This window comes from Mycobacterium sp. 1164966.3, from assembly GCF_001665395.1.
Classification (GTDB): Bacteria; Actinomycetota; Actinomycetes; order Mycobacteriales; family Mycobacteriaceae; genus Mycobacterium.
Map to the genome: position 1 here is coordinate 7,715 of NZ_LZSG01000001.1, position 22,673 is coordinate 30,387.

General features: G+C 63.6%; 1 protein-coding gene. It reads right to left on the reverse strand.

The features are described 5' to 3' along the window. Positions 1–75: 75 nt before the first annotated feature. Positions 76–22,623, reverse strand: coding sequence for a BTAD domain-containing putative transcriptional regulator (locus tag A9W99_RS00055; RefSeq protein WP_156622869.1), 22,548 nt, complete (start codon positions 22,621–22,623; stop codon positions 76–78). Positions 22,624–22,673 lie beyond the last annotated feature (50 nt).

Consider the following 22,673-nt stretch of genomic DNA (forward strand, 5'->3'; position numbering starts at 1 on the left):
TGGTACCACCGGTAGTGCCATACAACCTTGGTGAATACAGTCTCCGTTTTCATCTGATGAATGGGTCGGATGCGCTCAGGTTTGCGCTGCGGCGTTTTCAAGTGGCGGCACTTGGCCGTTGAGCTCATCGAACCGCGCGAGCGCGGCGTCGAGGTCTTCCTCGTCGAACAGCTCAAACCGCGAGACCAGCTCGCCTTCGAATAAGAACAGGCCGATCTCGCGCCACTCGGCGTCGAAGCCCTCCTCTGATGTCCCCGTCATGACCTCTGTGATGACCACTCCGAGGGTGCTCAACCGGTGCACAGCCTCGATGTGGCCCTTGACGTCCGGAGCGACTTCCCATGTGGCGCTGAGGAATGGGATCAAGTCGCCTGGCGCGAATGCTCTGCCTCGCCGATGATCGATGCTCACGCAATCCTCCGCCACCGGCCTGGAAAGTTCGTGTCGGTTGTACGTGCTCTGAACCTGGGTCATGGCCGTCCATGTCTGCGCAAAGGCGGCCGCTTCGCCGGCGAGGTACCGGGCGTCGAGTTCTTCGACGGCGGCGTCGATGTTGTCAACATCGAACGCAATGTGTGCCTTTATCTTGTTGTCGGCGTCGATCTCGACGATGCTGAACATCTCGGTGTAAAACTCATCGTGCCGCACGTCGCGATTTACGGCTCGATACAGCGCGAGGCGCTCGCCGCGAGTAGCAACGACGGTCACCGTGATCCTCAACCCGGCCTCGGAAACGGCTCGCATATTTGTGATTACGGCCTCGCGACCGTACCAGAGCCCGGCGCGCACGACGCGACGACGATCATCCATCAAAATTTCGTCTGACAGTAATTCCGCCATGGCATCCCAGTCGTGCGCTGCGAAGTGGTCCCAGAAGTGTTGCTCCACTTGGCTTGCCGCGTTTTCCGGCCGGGGTGTCTGTAGGTGCAGTTCATCGAACCGGGCCAGTGCGGCGTCGAGGTCATCCTCGTCGAAGACCTCGGCGCGGCTGAGCAGGTTGCCTCCGACGCTCATAAGCTCGGTGCATCGCCACTCGGCATCCAAGCCGTCTTGCGAGGTACCAGTGGCCACCCGAGTAAAGACCGCACCCAAGTCGCTCAACCGATGTACTGCCTCGATGCGGAAGTTGAGCTCGGGCATGAGCTCCCACAATGAGCGGAGGGCCGCCTCGAGACCGCCCGCCTCCGTTATTGCGAGTCGCCGGTGATCGACGTTCACCCAATCTGGTGTCGTCGGGGGAAGCTCGCGTCGGCTCATCGAGGCGAAGACCTTCGTGATGACCGACCATGTATCAGAGTTGGTGGCCGCTTCGCCGGCGACGTATCGGGCGTCGAGCTCTTCGAAGGCGGCGTCGAGATCATCGGAGTCGAACACGACGCGTGCCACGATCTGGTTTTCGGAGTTGATTTCAACAACGCATAGCGCCTCTGACTTCGACCCGCCATCCGTGGACCAACGGTCGGTGACGTCGTTACGTCCGAGGACGAGGCGCTCCCCGCGGATTGCTACCACCGTTGACGTTCCGCTGGTGACTCCGACGGAGGCAAGCGCCCGCAGGCTTGCGATCTCCGAATTGCGGCCGTGCAGGACGCCGGCGTTCACGACCCGACGCCGATCATCTACGGATATGTCGTTGGCGATCAACTCCGCAAGGGCGTTCCAGTCACGGGCTCCGAAGTAGGCCAAGAAGTGTTGCTCCACTTGGCTTGCCGCGTTCGTTGGACGCGGTGCACGAGGGTGCAGTTCGTCGAATCGGGCCAGCGCCGCGTCCAGGTCGACCTCGTCGAAGATCTCGCAGCGGCTGAGCAGATCACCGTCTACCGTGAAAACGTTGACCATCCGCCAGTCGGCGTCCAAGCCGTCTGGCGAGGCGCCATTACCTACGTGCGTGACAACGGCTCCGAATTGGCTCAACCGGTGGACAGCCTCGATGTGGACCCGGACGTCCGGAGCGACGGCCCACACGCTACGAGCACCTACAGCCAGATCAACCGCTTCGTTTGTTACCAGCCGGCGGCGGTCGACGCTCACCGAATCCGTTGCCATCGGGGGCAATTCGTGGCGATTGAACCCGGCGTACGCCTCCGCGATCACCGACCATGTGTCCGCGTGTGCGGCCGCTTCGCCGGCGAGGTACCGGGAGTCGAGTTCTTCGAAGGCGGCGTCGATGTCGTCGAGGTCGAATGTGATGAATGCCGCGATCCGTTCGTCGGCAGCGATCTCAACGATGGCGAGCATCTCGACGCCGAACTCCCCATGCCGCAGATCGCTGTTCGAGGAACAGACACGAGTAAGGACGAGTCGTTTCCCGCGGGTCGCGACGACGGCTACCGTGTTGTTCGCCTCAATGTCGGCGAGGCTTCGCATGTCGGCTATTTGGATCTCTCGACCATGTTGGATGCCAGCATTTACGACGCGACGACGATCGCTTTTGAAGAGGTCTTCGACAAGCATCCCACCCATGGCGTCCCAGTCGTGGGCTGTGTAGTAGCTCCAGAAACGTTCGTACGCTTGACTTGCCGCGTTTTCCAGCCGTCGCGCTTGCGGTTGCAACTCGTCGAAGCGGGCGAGCGCTGCGTCGACGTCTTCCTCGTCGAAGATTTCTAGGCGGTTGATGCGATCGCCGTCGAACATCAAAAGTTCGATCTCCCGCCACTCGGCGTCGAAGCCTTCTTGCGACGTGCCATGCACCACCAGCGTGACGACCGTTCCGAAATTACTCATCCTATGCACAGCCTCGATGTACCCGGTCATGTCGGGCGAAATGTTCCATGCCTCAACGGCATACGCGGTGAGCTGGCCCGACTCGGCCCGCACAAGCCGGTGGTGATCAATATTCACCCAATCGTGTGTCGTGGGAAGAAGCTCATGTCGGTTGAGCTTGGCGTAGACGTCGGTGATGGCCGACCATATGCGCGCGTGGGGGGCCGCCTCGCCGGCGAGGTACCGGGCGTCGAGTTCTTCGAAGGCGGCGTCGATGTCATTGAGGTCGATCATGACGATCGCCGCGATCTGCTCGTCGGCGTTGATCTCGACGATGCTGAGGTACTCCGTGACAAATCCCTCGGGCGCTTGATCGCGGTGCGAGAAGCGGCCACGTATCAGGACAAGCCGCTCGCCGCGGGTCGCTATGACGGTAGATGTAACGTTGGCCGTCCACAGGTCCGCGGTCGCCCGCATGTCCGAGATCCAGCCGTCTCGACCATGTCCGACTCCGGCGCCCACCACCCGACGGCGATCGTCTCTGAAAAAGTCGTCGGCGAGCATCTCTGCCATGGCGTGCCAGTCGCCTGCCGCGAAGTGCGCCAAGAGGTGCCTACTCACTCGGCCGGCCGCGTTTTCAAGCTGCCGCGCTTGCGGTTGCAATTCCTCGAACCGGGCAAGCGCGGCATCCAGGTCTGCCTCGTCGAACAGCTCGCAGCGGTTGACCAGATCGCCTTCGACAGTCAGAGCCTGGATCATTCGCCACTCGGCTTCGAAGCCATCTTGCGAGATTCCGCGGCCCACCCAGGTGACAACAGCGCCGAGGTTACTCAGCCGATGCACGGCCTCGATGTGGATGTTGAGGTGCGGCGTGATGTCCCAAATTCCGCGGGTGGACGCAGTCCAGTTGGTGTCGCCGCCGCGCCTCGGCGCGAACGGCGTACCTCGCCGGTGGTCTGTGACGACCCAGTCCGCAGAGGGCAACTCGTGCCGGTTGAGCGCGGCGGTATTCCGCGCGATTACCGACCAGATGTGCGCGTGGGGACCCGCTTCTCCAGCGAGGTACCGGGCGTCGAGTTCCGCAAACGCAGCGTCAATGTCGTCGGGATCGAAGCTCACGCTGGCTTCCATTCGCCCGTCGTCGCCGAGTTCCATAACGTTCAAGAACTCGACGGCGATCGGTCGATCGGCATCCTCGACGTCGCGGTAGCACCCGCGGATCACCGCGAGGCGAGTCCCTCGGATGGCGATGGGCTCAACCTCCATCCGCCAGTTGCTCTGTGCCATCTCGAACACGGCCAGCACAGCCTTGCGCCGTCCTGAACCGTCGACCTTGTCCCCCAAGCCTTTCCGCCGGTCCTCATAGCCCGCGTCAGCACCGCCGGCGGCCAGTACACCGTCCAAGTCGCGGCGGTTGAACGCGTCAGCTAGCTGCGACCACGCCCGAGTGGCGGCGTTCTCAAGTCGCGGCAGCTGACGACTGAGCTCGTCGAACCGTGCGAGCGCGGCGTCCAGGTCTGTCTCGTCGAAGATTTCGCAGCAGCTGATTAGGTCACCCTCGATCGTAAAGAGGTCGATCATCCGCCACTCGACGTCGACGCCCTCTTTGGAGGTCCCTTTCAGGGTTTGGGTGACGACGGCTCCGAGCTCGCTCAGTCGATGCACCGTCTCGACACAGTAGCTGATGTCTGGAAGGAGGTCCCACACGACGCGAATAGATGTGGCCAGATCACTCGCCTCGATGGTTACGAGCGGTCGATGATCGATGTAAACCGAATCCGTTGTTGTCAGGGGCAGTTCGTGATGGTTGTATGCGGCGTAGGTTCCCGCGATGACAGACCACGTTCGCGAATGGGCGGCGCCTTCGCCGGCGATGTACCGAGCTTCGAGGTCGGCAAAGGCGGCATCGATGTCGTCGACGTCGAACCCGACGCGCGCCACGATCCGACCTTCGGAGTCGATCTCGACGATGGTGAGCGCCTCGAAGCCGACCTCCTCCGGCCGCAGGCCGCGGTTCCAGGAGCGGATACGAGTGAGGGCAAGCCGTGCCCCGCGCGTCGCAATTACGCCTATTGACGCCATCTTTTCGGTTCCCACTTCGGCGGCGGCTCGCAGTCCCGCTTTATGTTCGACGCGACCGTGCCGAATGCCGGAGTTCACGACCCGACGATGGTCGTCTGTGGAAATGTCTTCGGCCATCAATTCCGCCATGGCGTCCCAGTTGCGCGCGGTGAAGTAGTCCCAAAAGCGTTGGTCTACTTGGCTTGCCGCGTTTACCAATCGCGGTGCCTGCGGTTGCAACTCGTCGAAGCGGGCGAGGGCGGTGTCGAGGTCTGCCTCGTCGAACATTTCGGCGCGGTCGATCAGGTCACCGTCGACGGTGAAGATCGCGATCATGCGCCATTCAGCGTCGAGACCCTCTTGCGAGGCCCCTTTCAGGCATTGGGTGATGACGGCTCCGAGTTCGCTTACCCGATGCACGGCCTCGATGCGGACGCGGATATCGGGCATGAGGTCCCAGGTGGCACGGCTGTTCGCGGCCAGATCACTTGCCGCGTTATTTAGCAACGGGCGATGATCGATGTAAACGGAATCCTGTGTTATCGGCGGGAATTCACGTCGGTTGAATGCGGCCGCGGACTCGGCAATCACAGACCACGTCTGCGCATGGGGTGCGGCCTCTCCGCTGAGGTAGCGCACGTCGAGCTCGGCAAAGGCGGCATCGATGTCATCGAGGTCGAACCCGATATGCGCGACGATCCGGTTGTCGGCATCGATCTCGGCAATGTTGAGCACGTCGATGCCGGCCTCTTCCGGCCGCATCCCGTCAGCCCAGGCGCGGACACGCGTGAGGGCGAGGTTCACTCCGCGAGTCGCCAGGACGGTAGACGCAGTCTTCTCGAAACCCACGTCGGCAGCGGCTCGCATCGTCGCCATGTAGTGATCTCGACCCTGACGGACGCCGGCGTTTACGACCCGACGGCGATCGTCCGTGGAAACGTCGTCGGCCAGCAATTCTGCCATACCGTCCCAGTCGCGCGCCGTGAAGGTTTTCCAGAAGCGTTGGTCCACTTGGCTTGCCGCGTTTTCCAGTCGCGGAGCCCGTGGTTGCAGTTCCTCAAAGCGCGCGAGTGCGGCGTCAAGGTCTGCCTCGTCGTACATTTCGGAGCGGCGCATCAGGTCGCCTTCGACCGCGAGGACGTCGACCATCCGCCATTCGGCGTCGAAGTTCTCTTGCGAAATGCCACGCGCGGTGTGGGTGACAACCGCTCCGAGGTCGCTCACTCGGTGCACTGCTTCGATATAGAGCCGGATGTCCGGTGTTTGCTCCCAGACGGCATCGATGGACGAAGGCAGATCAACCGCATCAATCCTTACCAGCGGCCGATGGTCCACGTAGACCCAATCCGGCGTCGTCGCAGGAGGTTCGCGCCGGTTGAACCCGGCGTAGATCCCGGCAATGACCGACCAAACGTGCGCGTGGGCGGCTGCTTCGCCGGCGAGGTAGCGTGCGTCGAGCTGCTCGAAGGCGGCGTCGATGTCGTCGGGGTCGAACACGACCTGCGCGACGACCCGGTTGTTCGTGTCGATCTCGACGATGGTGAGCGTCTCGGTGTAGAAAGCCTCAGGCCGCTGGTCTCGGCCCGACATGCGGGCACGACCCAGGGCGAGGCGCTCTCCGCGGATGGCAATAGTTGTCAAGGCAATGTTTGCGACCCCGACGGCGGCGATGGCCCGCATGTTTGCGATGTCGGCATCTCGGCCATGTTGGTTTCCGGCGTTCACAACCCGGCGGCGATCGTCGGTGAAGCAGTCTTCGGCCAGTAGCTCCGCATATGCGGTCCAGTCGCGGGCCGTGAAGTTCGCCCGAAGACGTTCGGCCACTTGGGTTGCCGCGTTTTCCAGTCGCCGTGTCGGTGGCTGCAGTTCTTCAAAGAGGGCAAGCGCGGCGTCGAGGTCTGCCTCGTCGAAAACGTCGCAGCGGTTGATCCGTTCGCCTTCAACAGTGAGAAGGAAGATCATTCGCCACTCGCCGGCGAAGCCGTCTGGCGAGGTCCCATGCGCCGTATAGGTGGCGACCGCTCCGAAACCACTGAGCCGATGCACCGCCTCGATGCGGATGCTGAAGTCTGGCGTGACATCAAAAGTTCGCATGGCTGATTGCGGGTCAGCCGCGTCGATTATGGCGAGCGGCCTGTGGTCGATGGTGATGAAGTCGGCAATGGTGTGCTCGTGCCGGTTGAATGCGGCGCATTCCCTTGCGATAACCGACCACGTCTGCAAATGGGCCGCCGCTTCGCCCGCGAGGTACCGCGCATCAAGTTCTTCATAGGCGGCGTCGATGTCGTCGAGGTCGAATCCGACCATCGCGACGATCCGCTCGTCGTCGTAGATCTCGGCGACGGCGAGCCACTCGGCGGCGACCTCACCGGGCGAAGAGACGCTGTTGAAGACACGGCCATAAGCGAGGGCAAGTCGCTCGCCGCGTGTAGCGATGATGCTCGAAGATATGGACTCTCCGCCGACCTCGGCGGCGGCTCGATTGTCCGCGATGTGCACATCTCGGCCATGTCGAACCCCTGCGTTCACGACACGGCGACGATCGTCCACAACGATGTCGTCGGCCAGCAGCTCCGACATGGCGGCCCAGTCCTGGATCGAGAAGCACGCGTAGTAACGCTGGAATATTCGGCCTGCCGCGTTTTCCGGAAGTGGCGCCTGCGGCTGCAGTTCCTCAAACCGGGCGAGGGCCGCGTCGAGGTCTGCCTCGTCGAAGAATTCGCTGCGGTTGAGCCGGTCGCCGTCGACAGTCAGAATTTCGATCATCCGCCACTCGGCGGCGAAGCCCTCTGTCGAGATCCCATGCGCCGTATAGGTGACGACTGCTCCGAAACTGCTGAGCCGATGTACCGCCTCGATGCGGGCGGTGAGATCTGGTGTGAGGTCCCCAATGGCACGTATGGCTGCTTGCAGATCGCTCGCATCGATCGGGGCGACCGGTCGATGGTCGATGGTTACCCAGTCCGCCGTTGGGAGTTCGTGCCGGTTGAAGGCGGCCTGGGCACGCGCGATGACCGACCACGTGCGTGAGTGTGCGGCCGCTTCGCCGGTGAAGTAGCGGGCGTCGAGTTCCTCGAAGGCGGTGTCGATGTCGTCAAGATCGAATGCGACAATCGCGGCGATCCGCTCGCCGGCGTCGATCTCGGCGACGACGAGCCACTCGGCGCCGACCTCGCCAGGCGAAAAGCCGCGGTTGAAGGCGCGGACATGAGCGAGGGCGAGGCGCTCCCCGCGGGTCGCAATGACGCTCGAAGATATGGTCTCTGCGCCGGCCTCGACGGCGGCTCGATTGTCTGCGATATACGAATCTCGGCCACGTCGAACCCCCGCGTTCACGACACGGCGGCGATCGTCCAGAACCATGTCGTCGGCCAGCAGCGTCGCCAGCGTGGCCCAATCCTGCGCCGAGAAGCACGCGCAGCAATACTCGGTTATTCGGCTTGCCGCGCTTTCCAGTCGTGGCGGTGGCGGCTGCAGTTCCTCAAACCGGGCGAGGGCCGCGTCGAGGTCTGCCTCGTCGAATACCTCGTGGCGGTTGATCGATTCGCCATCGATGGTAAGAAGTTGAATCATTCGCCACTCGGCGTCAAAGCCTTCTTGCGAGGTCCCATACGCCGTGTTTGTGACGACCGCTCCGAGATCGTTCAGCCGGTGCACCGCGTCTGTGTGGATCCTTAGGCGAGGCGTGACGTCGAAGGACGCGTAGATCGCTGCGGTGAGGTCGCCGGTTTCGAACGCCGTCCCTCTGCGGTGGTCGATGCTGATGCAGTCCGCCGTGACCGCAGGTAGCTCGCGCCGGTTTATTGCGGCGACTCCCCGTGCGATAACCGACCACGTGTGCGCGTGGCCGGCAGCTTCGCCGGCGAGGTAACGGGCGTCTAGCTCCGCTATGGCCGGGTCAAAGCTCTCGGGATCGAACACGATCAACCCCGCGATCAACGCATCGGTGTCGACCTCGACCAGGCAGAGCACTTCCGTATGGAACGTCTCCGACGCCGGGTCGCTGTTCGACCATCGCCAGCGACTGAGGGCGAGGCGATCACCCCGGGTGGCGACGAGCCCTAAATTCTCGACGGTAAAGTCGGTAACCGCGCGCATGTTTTCAACCACGAGATTGCGGCCGTGCCAACAGCCGCCGTTCACCACGCGACGGCGATCGTCGTAGACGATGTCATTGGCGAAGATCTCCGCGATCGCCGCCCAGTCGTCGGCGGCGAAGTACGCATACATGCGCTCGTTCACCCGGGATGCAGTGTTTTCCAGCCGCCTCCTCTGGTGCAGTTCCTTGAAGCGGGTGATAGCGGCGTCGAGGTCCTCTTCGTCGAAGACCTCGACACGGGTGGCCAAGTCACCTTCGAACGTGAAAAGGCCGATGTTTTGCCACTCGGCGTCGAGGCCCTGACGCGAGGTCCCGCGCAGCGCTTGGGTGATGACTGCTCCGAGGTCACTCAGCCTATGCACCGCCACGATGTAATGAGTTGCGTCGGGCGTGTCGTCAAACGTGGCGCGCACAAACGGGACGATGTCGCCAGGCGCGAAAGCTATGCCGCGGCGGTGGTCAATGTTGACGAAACCGGGTGCAGTTGGGGGGATCTCGTGGCGGTTGAGCGCGGAGTGGGTCTGCGCCATGAGCGACCACGTGTGCGAGTACGCGGCAGCTTCGCCGACGAGGTATCGCGCGTCGAGCTCCGCGAAAGCCGCGTCGATGTCGTCGACGTCGAACTGGATGTGCGCCGTGATCCGACCGTCGTTGTCAGTCTCGGCGATGATGAGCCCTTCGGAGACGAATTCCCCGTTGTGCGGGTCGCGGTTCGGAGATCGCCTATGAGTAAGGACAAGGCGCTCCCCGCGCGTCGCGACGACAGTCAACGTTGTGATTTCTGGAGCCGCATCGTCGACCAGGGTTTGCATATTTGCGATCACGACATCGCGACCGTCCCATAACCCGACGTTCGCCACGTTGCGGTGAGTGTCGTCGATGAAAGTATCTTCGGTGAGCGTCTCGGCCATCGCCGCCCAGTTACGGGCCGCCCAGCACGCAAAGAAGCGTTGCTCTGCTCGGCTTGCCGCATTTCCCAATCGTGGTTCCTGCGGGTGCAATTCATCAAAGCGGGCAAGAGCGGCGCCAATGTCTGCCTCGTCGAATACTTCGCAGCGGCTCAGCCGGTCGCCCTCGAACATCAATATGTCGATCGGCCGCCACTCTACGTCGAAGCCCTCCTCTGAGGTCCCACGAGCTACGACGCTGACGACTGCCCCGAGGTTATCCAGTCGGTGCACAGCCTCGACATACATGCGGACTTGGGGTGTGAGTTCCAATGCGGCGCGGAGCAATGTGGCCCCATCAATCGCCTCGGTCGAGATGAGCGGTCGACGATCGATGAAAACCGAATTCGGGGTCATCGTGGGAAGTTCGTGCCGGTTAATCGTGGCGAACGTCCGGGCAATCGCCGTCCAGGTCTGCGCGTGCGGGGCCGCTTCGCCGGTAATGTATCGTGCATCAAGCTCGGCGAAGGCGGCATCGACGTCTTCGATGTCGAGCTGCACACCGGCCACCACCCGGTTGTCGCTGCCGATTTCGATGATGCTGAGCAGCTCTACATCGAAGTTATCGGAGGTCGAGGTACCGATGCGGTTGAGTGCCAGGCGTTCCCCGCGGGTCGCAATGACGGTCGACGTTATATTCACTGCAAACTCGGTGAGGCGTCGCATGTCATCGATCACGACTTCTCTACCTTGTCGGACCCCCGCGTTCACGACCCGACGGCGATCGTCGGTGGAAATGTTATCGATGAACAGCTCCGTCAGGGCGTCCCAGTCGCGGGCTGCAAAGCCTGACCAGACGCGCGCGGCCACTCGGCTTGCCGCGTTCTCCAATCGCGGTGCCTGCGGGCGCAATTCATCGAAGCGGGCAAGTGCCAAGTCGATGTCAACCTCAGCGAAGGTTTCGCAGCGGCCCAACTGGTTGCCCTCGAACATCAATATGCCGATCGGCCGCCACTCTACGTCGGAGCCCTCTTCTGAGGTCCCACGTGCCACAACGCTGACGACTGCCCCCAGGTTATTCAGCCGTTGGACAGCCTCGACGTACATGCTCAGTTGGGGTGTGAGTTCCCACACGGCGCGAAAGAATGCGGCCATGTCGAGCGCCTCAATAGAAATGAGAGGTCGATGATCGATATAAACGGAATTCGGCGTCATCGCGGGGATTTCGTGCCGGTTGATCGCGGCGTAGAGCCCGGTAATCGCTGACCACGTGTGCGCGTGTTGGGCCGCTTCGCCGGCGAGGTAGCGGGCGTCGAGTTCCTTGAAGGCTGCGTCGATGTCGTCGGGGTCGAATGAAACCATCGCGACGATGCGTTCGTCAGCATCGATCTCGCAGATGCCGAGAGCCTCGGCGCCGACCTCGTCGGTCATGCCGCGGTTGAAGATACGGACCCGAGCGAGGGCAAGGCGCTCCCCCCGGGACGCGATGATGCTGGTAGAAAAGGTCGGGTCGCTGACATCGACGGTGGCTCGCATGTCCGCGATGTGCACTTCTCGGCCACGTCGAACCCCTGCATTCACGACCCGGCGACGATCGTCGGTGACAATGTCGTTGGCCAGTAGCTCCGCCATGGCGGCCCAACCGCGAGTCGTGAAGCACGCTTGATACCGCTCGATGATTTGGGTTGCGGTGTTTTCCAGTCGTGGCGCCTGCGGATGGAGCTCGTCAAAGCGGGCGAGTGCGGCGTCGAGGTCTGTCTCGTCGAAGATTTCGCAGCGCTTGATCAGGTCGCCATCGAACGCCAGCAAGGCGATTTCCCGCCATTCGCCGTCGAAACCCTCTTGCGAGGTGGCAGAAACCGCTTGGGTTACTACCGCGCCGAGGTTCGTGAGGCGATGGACGCGTTCGATGAAAAACCGGAGTTGCGATGTCAGATCCCATGCTGCGCGAAGGGAAGCCACGAAGTCGCGCGCTTCAATCGCCACGAGCCGTCGATGGTCGATGTTGGCTAAGTCCGACGTCGCCGGCGGAAGTTCGCGGCGATTAAGCGCGGCGTAGCCATCCCTGACGAGGGACCATGTCCGTGCGCAGGGGGCCGCTTCTCCGGCGAGGTAGCGGGCGTCGAGTTCCTCCAAGGCTGCGTCGATGTCGTCGAGGTCAAACACGATGCACGCTGCGAACCGCTCATCTGCGTCGATCTCGGCGACCTGCAGGACATCTAGTTGAACGGCATCGTGGTCGCGGCCCGAGGAGCGAAAGCGCGAGAGAAAGAGGCGTGAGCCCCGGGTCGCGATGACATCCGCCGTGATGTTCGCCCACAACCCGACGTCGGCGGCCGCCCGCATGTCTTCGATGGCGGCATCTCGGCCGTTTCGGACCCCGGCGTTGACGACCCGACGATGATCGTCGAGGTAATAAGTGTCGGCGAAATCCTGCGCCATGGCATCCCAGTCACGGGCCGCGAAGTGCGCCAGGAAGCGCTCTACCACAGCGTTTTTCAGGCGCGGCGACTGCGGATGCAGCTCTTCGAAGCGGGCGAGCGCGGCGTCGAGGTCTGCTTCGTCAAAGATTTCGCAGCGGCAGATTCGACCGCCCTCGAACATTAGAATGTCGATCTGATGCCATTCGGCGTCGAACCCCTGATCTGAGGTCCCGTGCGTTGCGCTGGTGACGACTGCTCCGAGGTTGCTCAACCGATGTACGGCCTCAAAATAGAAACCGATGTCCGGCGTAAGTTGCCACGCGGCAAGGATATTGGCGGTCATGTCGCCCGGCGCGAACCCTCGGCCCCGCCGATGATCGATGTTCACCCAATCCGGTGTCGTCAAGGTCAGTTCGTGCCGATTGATCGTGCGGTAGACCCGGGTCAAGGCAGACCAGATGTGCGAGTGAGGAGCCGCTTCGCCGGCGAGGTAGCGGGCGTCGAGTTCGGCGAAGGCGCCGTCGAAATCCTCGGGGTCGAACGCGACGTGGGTGACGAGTCGCCCCTCGGTATCGATCTCGGCGATGCCGAGCGCTTCGGTGTGGAACGCGTCGGGCCGTTGGTCGCGGCCCGACAGCCGAATGCGGCTGAGCGCCAGGCGCACGCCACGTGTCGCAATGACGGTCAGTGTTGCGTTCGTCACCCCAATGTCTGCGACGGCCCGCATATTCGCGATGTCGAAGTCTCGACCACGATGGCTGCCTGCGCCCACCACACGACGACGATCCTCAGTGGCAAGGTCGTCGGCGAGTATTTCCGCCATGCCGTGCCAGTCGCGGGCTGCGAAAGAGCTCCAGAATCTTTGGGCGACTTGTGTTGCCACGTTTTCCAGCTGCGGTGCCGACGGTTGCAGTTCATCGAACCGTGTGATCGCGAGTTCGATATCTGTCTCGTCGAAGAGCTCGGACCGGCTAATCAGGTCGCCGTCCAGAACCTTCATGCTGATTTCGCGCCACTCTGCGTCGAAGCCGTCTGGCGACGTCCCCTGTGACGCCTGCGTGACTAGCGCTCCGAAGTTACTCAGGCGGTGCACGGCCTCGATATAGATCCGGGCTTGTGGCATGAGTTCCCATGTGGCATGGAGGAATGCGGGCAGATCACCGGCCTCGAACGATCGCCCTCGCCGGTGGTCCGTATTGACCCAGTCCGGTGTCGTCGGCGGTATCTCGTGGCGGTTGAGCGCGGCATACCACCGCGTGATGACCGACCACGTATGCGCGTGCTCGGCTGCTTCCTCTGCCAGGTAGCGGCCATCGAGTTCTTCGAAGGCGGCGTCGATCTGGTCGAGGTCAAATGTCACGACGGCTGCTAACCGCTCGTCGGCGTCGATCTCCACTATCTGCAGCACCGAAGTGAACTGGAATGCCTCCGGTAGCTCGTCGTTGCCCACGTTTTCCCGCCTCAGGACGAGGCGCTCGCCGCGGGTGGCAATGACGGTCGACGAAAGCTTCTGGGCCCCGATATCGGCGATGGCTTGCATGTTCGCGATTTCGGCATCCCGACCGCGTCGCACACCGGCGTTGACCACCCGCCGACGATCGTCGTCCAATATCTCCTCGGCCATCAGTTCGGCCATGGCGTCCCAGTCGCGGGCCTCAAAGCAGATGTGGAACCGCTCTATTGCTTGGCTCGCCGCGTTTTCCAGCCGCGACGCAGGCTGACTTAGCTGATCGAACCGTGCGATCGCGGCGTCGAGATCCATTTCGTCGAACAGTTCGCAACGGCTGAGCAGTTCACCGTCGAACGTGAAAATCCCAATCTCCCGCCATTCGGCTTCAAAACCGTTTTGCGAAATGCCGTGCGCCCTTTGGGTGACAACCACTCCCAGGTTGGCCAGGCGATGGACAGCCTCGATATAGACCTCGATGTCCGGCGAGTCTTCAAATATGTCGCGGACGAATGCGGTCATGTCGCCGGGCGCGAACGCTGCACCGCGTCGGTGGTCGACATTCGCCCAGTCCGGCGTCAGCTCGGGGAGTTCGTGTCTGTTGATTGCGGCGAAGGCGCCGGTGACGAGTGACCACGTGTGTGCGTGGGCGGCGCTTTCGCCGGCGAGGTAGCGGGCGTCGAGCTCTGCCAGGGCGGCCTCGAAGTCGTCGGGGTCGAACACCACCAACCCCACGACCCGGTCGTCGCAGCCGATTTCGTAGACGTCGAGGATATCCGTATAGAACGTCCCGACCCAGCATCGGGCGCGACGAAGGACGAGGCGCTCGCCGCGCGTCGCAAGGATGGTCGGCGCTATATCCGTAACGCCTAGATTTGCGATCGCGCGAGCATCTTCGATTGCGGCGTCCCGACTGCGTCTGATCCCCGCGTTCACGACTCGGCGCCGGTCTTCACTCAAAACGTCATCAGCCAGCATCTCGGCCGCCGCGGCCCAGTCGCGCGTGACGATACACGCCTGTAGGCGCTCGGTTATTCGGCTTGCCCTGTTCTCCAACCGCGGTGCCGGCCGGCTGAGCTGATCGAATTTCGCCAAGGCGGCGTCGATGTCGGCCTCGTCGAACATCTCGCTGCGGCTAACCAGGTCGCCGTCAATTGTCACGACGTGATTCGCCCGCCACTCGCCCTCGAAACCTTCCTGCGAGGTTGCCTTTGCCGTAAAGGTCAAGACCGCTCCTAGGTCGCTTAGCCGATGCACAGCTTCGATGTAGATGCTCCGATCCGGCATGAGGTCCCAGAAAGCGCGGAGGTTTGGAATGATGTCGCCGGGCGCCAGTGTGACGACGTGCCGATGGTCGAGGTTTACCCAGTCCTGAGTCGTCGCAGGAAGTTCGCCGCGATTGACTCCTGAGTACATCCGCGCGATAACCGACCACGGGTGCGCGTGGGCCGCCGCTTCAGCGGCGAGGTATCGGGCGTCGAGTTCCTCTAGGGCGGAGTCGAAGTCGTCAAGATCGAATATGACGGTTGCCGCGATTCGCCCATCGGAGCGGAGCTCGACCAGAGTAGGCGCGTCGCTTTGACTCGCACCGGGGTCGGGGCCCGTTGCGCGAACACGCACAAGGGCGAGGCGCTCGCCGCGGGTCGCCATGACGCCCACCATCGTTATTGTGAGTCCGACATCGACGGCCGCTCGGACTTCTTCGATTGCGGCATTTCGACCATGCCGGATCCCGGCATTCACCACCCGGCGGCGATCTTCGGTGTAGAAGTCTTCCGCCACCGTTTCGGTCATGGCGTCCCAGTCGCGCGGCGCGATGCACGCCAGGATGTGCTCGTACGCTTGGCTTGCCGCGTTTTCCAACCGCCGCACCGGCGGGCGCAGCTCCTCGAAGCGAGCAAGGGCGGCGTCTACGTCCTCCTCTTCGTAGACTTCCAACCGCGTCTCGCCCCGGCCCACGTACAAGAGAAGTGTACGAGGCCACTGTAATTCGTTGCCGCGGATATCGGTGCCTTCAATGACGAATTTGACGACGGTGCCGTGGGCATCGAGCGCGTGCACCTTAGTCGTCCGATAGCGGGCATCGGGTACAAGACGCAACAATTCCTCAATCGCCCGTCGGAAGTCTCCGTCTGCGAAGGGGACTCGTCGGTGATCGACGTATGCAAGTTGCTCGATCGTTGGTCCGAGCTCGTGGCGATTGAGCTCGCAGATGATGTCTAAAGTGCGCTTCCAAACGCTCGCGTACGGAGCCGCTTCGCCGGCGATGTATCGGGCGTCGAGCTCGGCGATGGCAGCCTCGAAGTCGTCGGGGTCGAACACGACCCGCGCAACAATACGGTTTTTGGCATCGACTTCGACGATGCCGAGAACCTCGCTGTGGAACGCATCGGACCCTTGCTCGGCGCCCAAGAAGCGCGTCCGCCCCAGGAACAGATGCTCGCCCCGGACTGCGATGACGGCGAACGTCATCTTTCTAACTCCGACATCAGCCCACGCCCGCATATTGTCGACATCGGCATCTCGACCCAGTTGGATTCCCGCACCCACCACGCAACGACGATCGTCACTCGAAAAGTCGTCAGCCGTCATCGCGGCCATCGCATCCCAGTCGCGCGCCGCGAAGTACGCTAGGAATCGGTCACTAATTTGGCTTGCCCTATTTTGCAGTTGCGGCGCTGGTCGGCTGAGCTCATCGAACCGTGCGATCGCGGTGTCAGCGTCCTGTTCGTCGAAAACCTCAGTCCGGTTGATCATTTCGCCTTCGACGGTGAACACGGCGATCCCGCGCCACTCGGCCGTCAGGCCCTCTTGCGAAGTCTCGTGCGCTGCGTAAGTGATGACTGCGCCCAGGTCGTCCAGTCGCTGCACGGCCTCAACATAAGATCGGTTGTCTTGGTTCGGGTCCGGGGCCACTTCGATGTATTCGATCAGGTCGCCGGGTCCCATCGCGGTCTCCCGCCGGTGATCGACGGTGACCCAGTCCGGCGAAATCGCTGGCTGCTCGTTTCGGTTGATCGCTGCGTAGCTTCCCGCGATGACCGACCACGTGTTCGGGTGGGCCGCCGCTTCACCCGCGATGTAGCGGGCATCGAGTTCGGCGACGGCGGCATCGAAATCGTCGAGGTCGAACAAGACGATCGCCGCGATCTGATTGTGTGAGTTGACTTCGACGACGCTCAGCATCTCGTTGAGGAACTCCCCGGACCCGCCTTCGCCGCCCGAGCCACGCGTGAGGGTGAGGCGATTTCCACGGGCTGCAATGAAGACCGACGTAATATACGTGAAGCCGGCGTCTGCGGCCGCCCGCATGTTTGCGGACTCGGCCTTGCGACCGTGTCGGACCCCTGCGTTTACCAGCCGCCGGCGATCGTCGATACAGACGTTGTCGGCCAGTATCGCCGCGAATGCATCCCAGTCGCGTGAGGCGAAGTAGACCTGGTAGCGCTCAACTGCTTGGCTTGCAGCGTTTTCCAGCCGAGGCGCTTGCGGGCGCAACTCCTTGAATCGGGCAAGGGCGGCATCGACGTCATCCTCTTCGTAGACTTCCAGCCGCGTCTCTCCCCGGCCGACATACATCAGAAGCACACGGGGCCACTGCAATTCGTTGCCGTGGATATCGGTGCCTTCGATAACGAATTTGACGACGGTGCCGTGGGCGTCGAGCGCGTGCACCGCAGTCGTCCGGTAGCGGGCGTCGGGCACCAGCGCCCACAATTCCTCGACCGCGCGACCGAAGTCCCCCGACGCGAACCCGATATGTCGGTGATCGGTATAAACAAGCCGGGCAATCATTGGTCCAGGTTCGTGACGGTTGAGTTCGCCGAGCGTTTCCATTCCGATCTGCCAGACATCCGCATAGGGCGCTGCCTCGCCGGCTAGGTACCGCGCTTCCAGCTCCTCATAAGCGGCGTCGACGTCGTCAAGATCGAACGCAACGTACGCCACGATCCGCTCGTCGGTGTCGATTTCCGCGACGCGGAGTAACTCGGTGCAAAATGCCCCTGGCCGTTTGTCTTGGCCCGAGTAGAGGGTACGGACGAGGGCGAGGCGCTCCCCGCGGATCGCGAGGACGACCGAGCTCATGGTCTTAGTTCCGACCTCAGCGATCGCCCGTAGCTCCGCGAGTTCCGTGGCGCGATCGTTGCCTTCTCGGCGGAGTCCGCGACGCCGGTCCTCGACCTGGATGTGGTCGATGAGCATCGCGCCGATTTCGTCCCAACGCCGCTCGGCAAACAGCACATTGAACCGACCATCGGCTCTACTCGCCGCGTTCTCGAGCCGAGGCGCGTTTGAGGGTGTCTCCTCGAATCGGGCGTGCGCGGCGTCAAGTTCGGCTAATGCGGCGTCCACGTCCTCGATGTCGAAAACGACCTGCAGCGAGATTCGGCCCTCGTTGTCGATGCCGTATAGCTGGAGCGCCTCGTCGTGCGGCGCACCAAGGCTGTCGTCTTCAGTGAAGAGCTCCAATCGAGTGAGAGCCAAGCGCTCGCCCCGGATGGCGATAATCCCAATGCGGGCGCGCAACCCGCCGCTATCGCGAAGACGCCTCGCGTGATCTACCCAAGCGCCGGGCGGAAGATCGTCCCGTGTGAAGCCGATTATCTTGCGGCGACTTTCGAAGAAGACGTCGGACGCGTATATCGTCTCCATCTCGTCCCAGGCATCGCGGTTGGCGGCCGACTCAGACTCGCGGATTACTCGCACGCATGCATTGTCCAGCTCGACGCTCGGATCTTCTTGTGGCGCTTGCGCAATCCGGCGAGAGTGCGCGGCATCGAGCTCGGCGACAGCGGCGTCAGAGTCTTCGAGGTCGAAAAACACTTGCAGCGCGATACGGCCGTCCTTGTCGAGACCGATTATCTCGAGCATCTCGTCTTGGGGCGCCGCGCGGCTGACATCGGCAGTACCTATGTCCAACTGGCAGAGAGCGAGGCGCTCGCCGCGCACGGCGATCACCACGTGGTGGTGCCGCATCGGACCGACCTCGCGAGCGCGTTGGCCCATGCGTACCCATTCGCTCGCCGGAAGGTCGACGCGGGGATAACCGACAATCTTCCGGCGACTCTCGTGGGTGATGACGGGGGCGAGGAGCTCGAGTTCCGCATCCCAAGCCCCACGTTCGAAGGCAGCGTCGAGGCGCCCGATCGCTCGTACGCACGCAGTGTCCGGCTCGACCTGCGGCTCCGGTTCGGGCGGCGCCGGGGCGGCCGGCTTGGCGGCACCGAGGATGTTTCGCGCCATCTCGGCAAGCGCGGCGGCACCCTTTTGTTCGTACAGACCCACCGCGCGCTCCGCGGCGGCTCGCGCCCCCCTGGCGTCACCGGCAGCGCCCAAAACCGTTGCCAGCGAGGCACATGCGTCGCCATGGTCAACCAACAAGTCGGTTCGCTCAGCAAGGGCGACGGCAGCCTCGGCCGCCCGCCGGGCCCCGTCGTGATCATTGCCACGCGACAGCAGATGCGCCCGAAGACTCCGCCATTCGATCGATGGCTTCAGTGCGTGTCCGGCGAGACGCTCACTCTCCCTGCATAATTCGTCAGCTTCGTCTGCATGATCGAGCGCCAGACAAGTACGTCCCAGCAGCGCGGCGGTTTCCGCCGTGTCGGCGTCCAGGCCCATCCGCCGAAAACCGTTGTAGGCCTGACGAAGATGCGGCTCGGCCGCGGCCGGGTCTCCGACGACCAGCTCGACAATGCCGGCGAATTGCTGGACCTCGAGAAAGGCATGGCGCAGACCGAGCTCGGTGACCGTTCGCCGGGCCGACTCGATCATCCGTCGGGCCGCCTCAGCGCGTCCGCGGAAAGCCTCCAAGACAGCCTGACACCGCGTGGACGTCGCCTCGACCGCGGGCGAGTCGGTCGTAATTCGCAGCAGCCGCACCACATCCAGACACCGCCCGCCCGCACGCGGAACCGGGTTTGGTCCCCACAGCGCCGCAAGTGGCGCGCCCGCCAAGACCGCATTCACCCGGCGGTGCTCGCGCGCGCGCCGCGCAGCGGTGAGGGCGTCGTCCAAAGCAATTTCGCAGTCGCCGATTCGACCGAGGCGGGCCAGGCATCCGGCACGGACGGTGTGCGCCATGGCTTCTCCGGCCGCGTCGTCCAGTTCGGCCAGCTTGCCGGCGGCCGCGCCAACCGCGGCTTCCACTTCGTCGAGGCGCTCAGGATGGATCAACATCGAGAGTTGGCCGTCGAAGCAGGTGGCCCATGCCGCGAGCCGGGCCGAGTCGCGCGTCGCATCTTGTAGTTGCGCCACCGCGCCTGCCGCTGAAGTGACGTCACCGGCCGCTAACAGTGCCTCGCAGCGGGCGATCATCAACGCGGCAACCTGGTCGTCACGGTCGGGCAGCTCGTCGTCGATCTCCTCAAGCGCGTGCAGCGCTCGGTCGTACAGGTCGGCGGCACCTTCGTAGGCCAGTCGTGCCATCGCCTGATCCGCCGCGCGCCGGCAGTACTCGACGGCCTTGGCGGCGTTGCCGGCCCACGCGCATTCGAAGTAGTGGTAAGCCAGTTCGCCCAGCAGCTCGTCATCGGCGCCGGGCTCGGTCTCCAGCGTCGTGGCGATGCGCTGGTGCAGACGCAGGCGGCGCACAGACGGCAGTTCGGCAAGCAGCGACTGTCGGACGAGGGCGTGGTTGAACCGATAGTGACCGCTGGATTCTTCGATGACGATGCCGGCCTTGCACGCCTCGTCGAACGCGTCGACGAGGTCGTCCCCGACTACGCGCTCGACCAGTTCCAATCCGAACCGGCTGCCGACGACCGCGGCTGCCGCGAGAGCCTTGTTCGTCTCCGCCGGAAGCCGGGTGAGTCGGCGGCTCACGGCCTCACGAACCCCTTGCGGCAGGGTGCTCGGATCCCAATGTCCGCCACTTTCATCGACGTGGCGCAGTGCCTCGATGAGGAAGAACGGGTTGCCGCCGGTGACCGACGCCAGCGCTCGGGCCAGCTCTTCGTCGTCGAAGCCTGCCTCGGCGACATACGCGGTCACGTCATCCTCGTCCAGCCCACCGAGTGCAATGCGCTTGGCGGTGCCGTCGCGATGCAGGTCGGCGAGCATCGCCGCGAGGGGGTGCGAGCGGTCCAGGTCAGTGCTGCGATACGTGCCGACGATCTGCACGCGGTCACGCTCGCCAAAGCGCAGTAAGTGCCGCAGCAGCAGCAGCGTGGGTTTGGCCGCCCAGTGCAGGTCATCAAGAATCAGCACAACGGGCGCCCTGGCGGAGGCGATTCCCAACAGCGCGACGACCGCGTCGAAAAGTGCGTAGCGTTCGGTGTCGGGGTCTGCGCGGGTAGGCGCGGCCAGATCAGGTAGCACATCGGTCAGCCCGGGTACCAGCGCAAGAAGTGCTTCCACGCCGCGCAGGCCTCGAAGGCGGTTGGCACCGAGGCACGGCACCAGCGAACGCAGGGCTTCGGCGAACGGCTGGTATGGCGCACCGAGGTCCTCGTCGCAACGGCCGTAAATCACAAGGGCGCCTTGGTCGTAGGCCTGCCGTGACCATTCGCCGGCGAGGCGCGTCTTGCCGACACCCGGTTCGCCGGCGATCAGCACCGCATTCGTGCCACCGGCAAGCGCACGCTGCCACGCGGAAAACAGTCCCTCGAGCTCAGGCCCGCGCCCAACGAACGGCCCAGGGCCGCCTAGCACCGCGGGCAGCGCTGGACGGTCGATGGGCGCATCGTTTGTCGGGGCCGGCGGAGCGACTTCGGCTGTAGCCAGTCGGAGTTCGAAAACATGCTCGGGCCGCGCGAGATTCTTCAGCTGGCGCATCCCGAGGTCGGCGAGCTCGACATCATCGGGAAGTGAGTCGATGACCAGCTCGGCGGTCGCACCCGAGCACAGGATTTGGCCACCCTCAGCCAGTGAGCGCAGGCGCGCGGCGCGGTTGACCGCCCGTCCGAAGTAGTCGCCATCGCGAAGCTCGACCTCCCCGGTGTGCAGCGCCACGCGGATACGCATGGGCTCGCGCAGCGCCCACGGCTCGTGGACGATTGCTTCTTGCAGCTCTATCGCCGCGGCGGCAGCCGTCGACGGCCGGTCGAAGACGGAGAACGTGGCATCGCCTTCGCCACGCGTCTTTATCAGCCGTCCTCCACGCGACGTGACGACCTGTTCGACGAGCTCGTCATGTCGTGCGAGCGCCGTGGCCATGGCGTCGGCGTCTGCCTCCCAAGCGGCCGTTGACCCCTCGATATCGGTCAGCAGGAAGGTCACGGCCCGAGTCACCGTCGAAGGCTGTTGTGCAGCAGGGATTTCCAGCGCAGCATCCTGCGCGACGATCGCGGCCTCGAGTCGGCGAAGGTACGGTCCCGGGTCGACGCCCAGCTCTTCGGCGAGTAGCGTCCGAGCCCGTTGGTAAGCGCCAAGGGCTTCGCCCTGTCTGCCGGCGCGGTAGAGGGCGAGCATCAGCTGGCCCCAACGCCTTTCGCGCAGGGGCGCGTCGGCAACCGCGGCCTCCAGCTCGCCGATAATTTCCGCGGCGCGACCGGTCGAAAGCAGCGCGTCGGCCCGATCCTCCACCAGCGCGGCATGACCCTCGATCCATTGCGTCTTTTCGGAGGTTCCGCGTCGGCTGTCGGGCAGTTCGGGGATTCCGCGCCACAGGGCGAGCGCCTCCTCGAAGCGGGTCACCGCTTGGCCCGGGTCGCCAGCCGCAGCGGCAGCGCGTCCGAGTCGTGCGGCCGTTCTGTAACGCGAGGCGTCAACCTCACTCTCGGCGAGGGCCCAACCCGCGCCCGCCGTCAGGACAAAGCCGTCGCCCAGGGTTCGGCGAAGCGAGGAGATGTGGGTCTGCAGCGCTTTGGCGGCGGTGCGCGGCGGATCGTCGCCCCAGAGCAGCTCGACGAGGTGGTCGGCCGATACCACCGAACCGCTGTGCAACCCGAGCATCGTGAGAAGGGCACGCGGTTTGGCGCCCGGGATAGCGACGGGCGCACCGTCCTGCCGGACCTGGAGAGGTCCCAAAACCCCCAGTTCCACCCATGAAAGCGTACTCACATTGACTATCGTGGGCGCGGCAATTCAATGCCTGGTCAAGATCCAGTAAA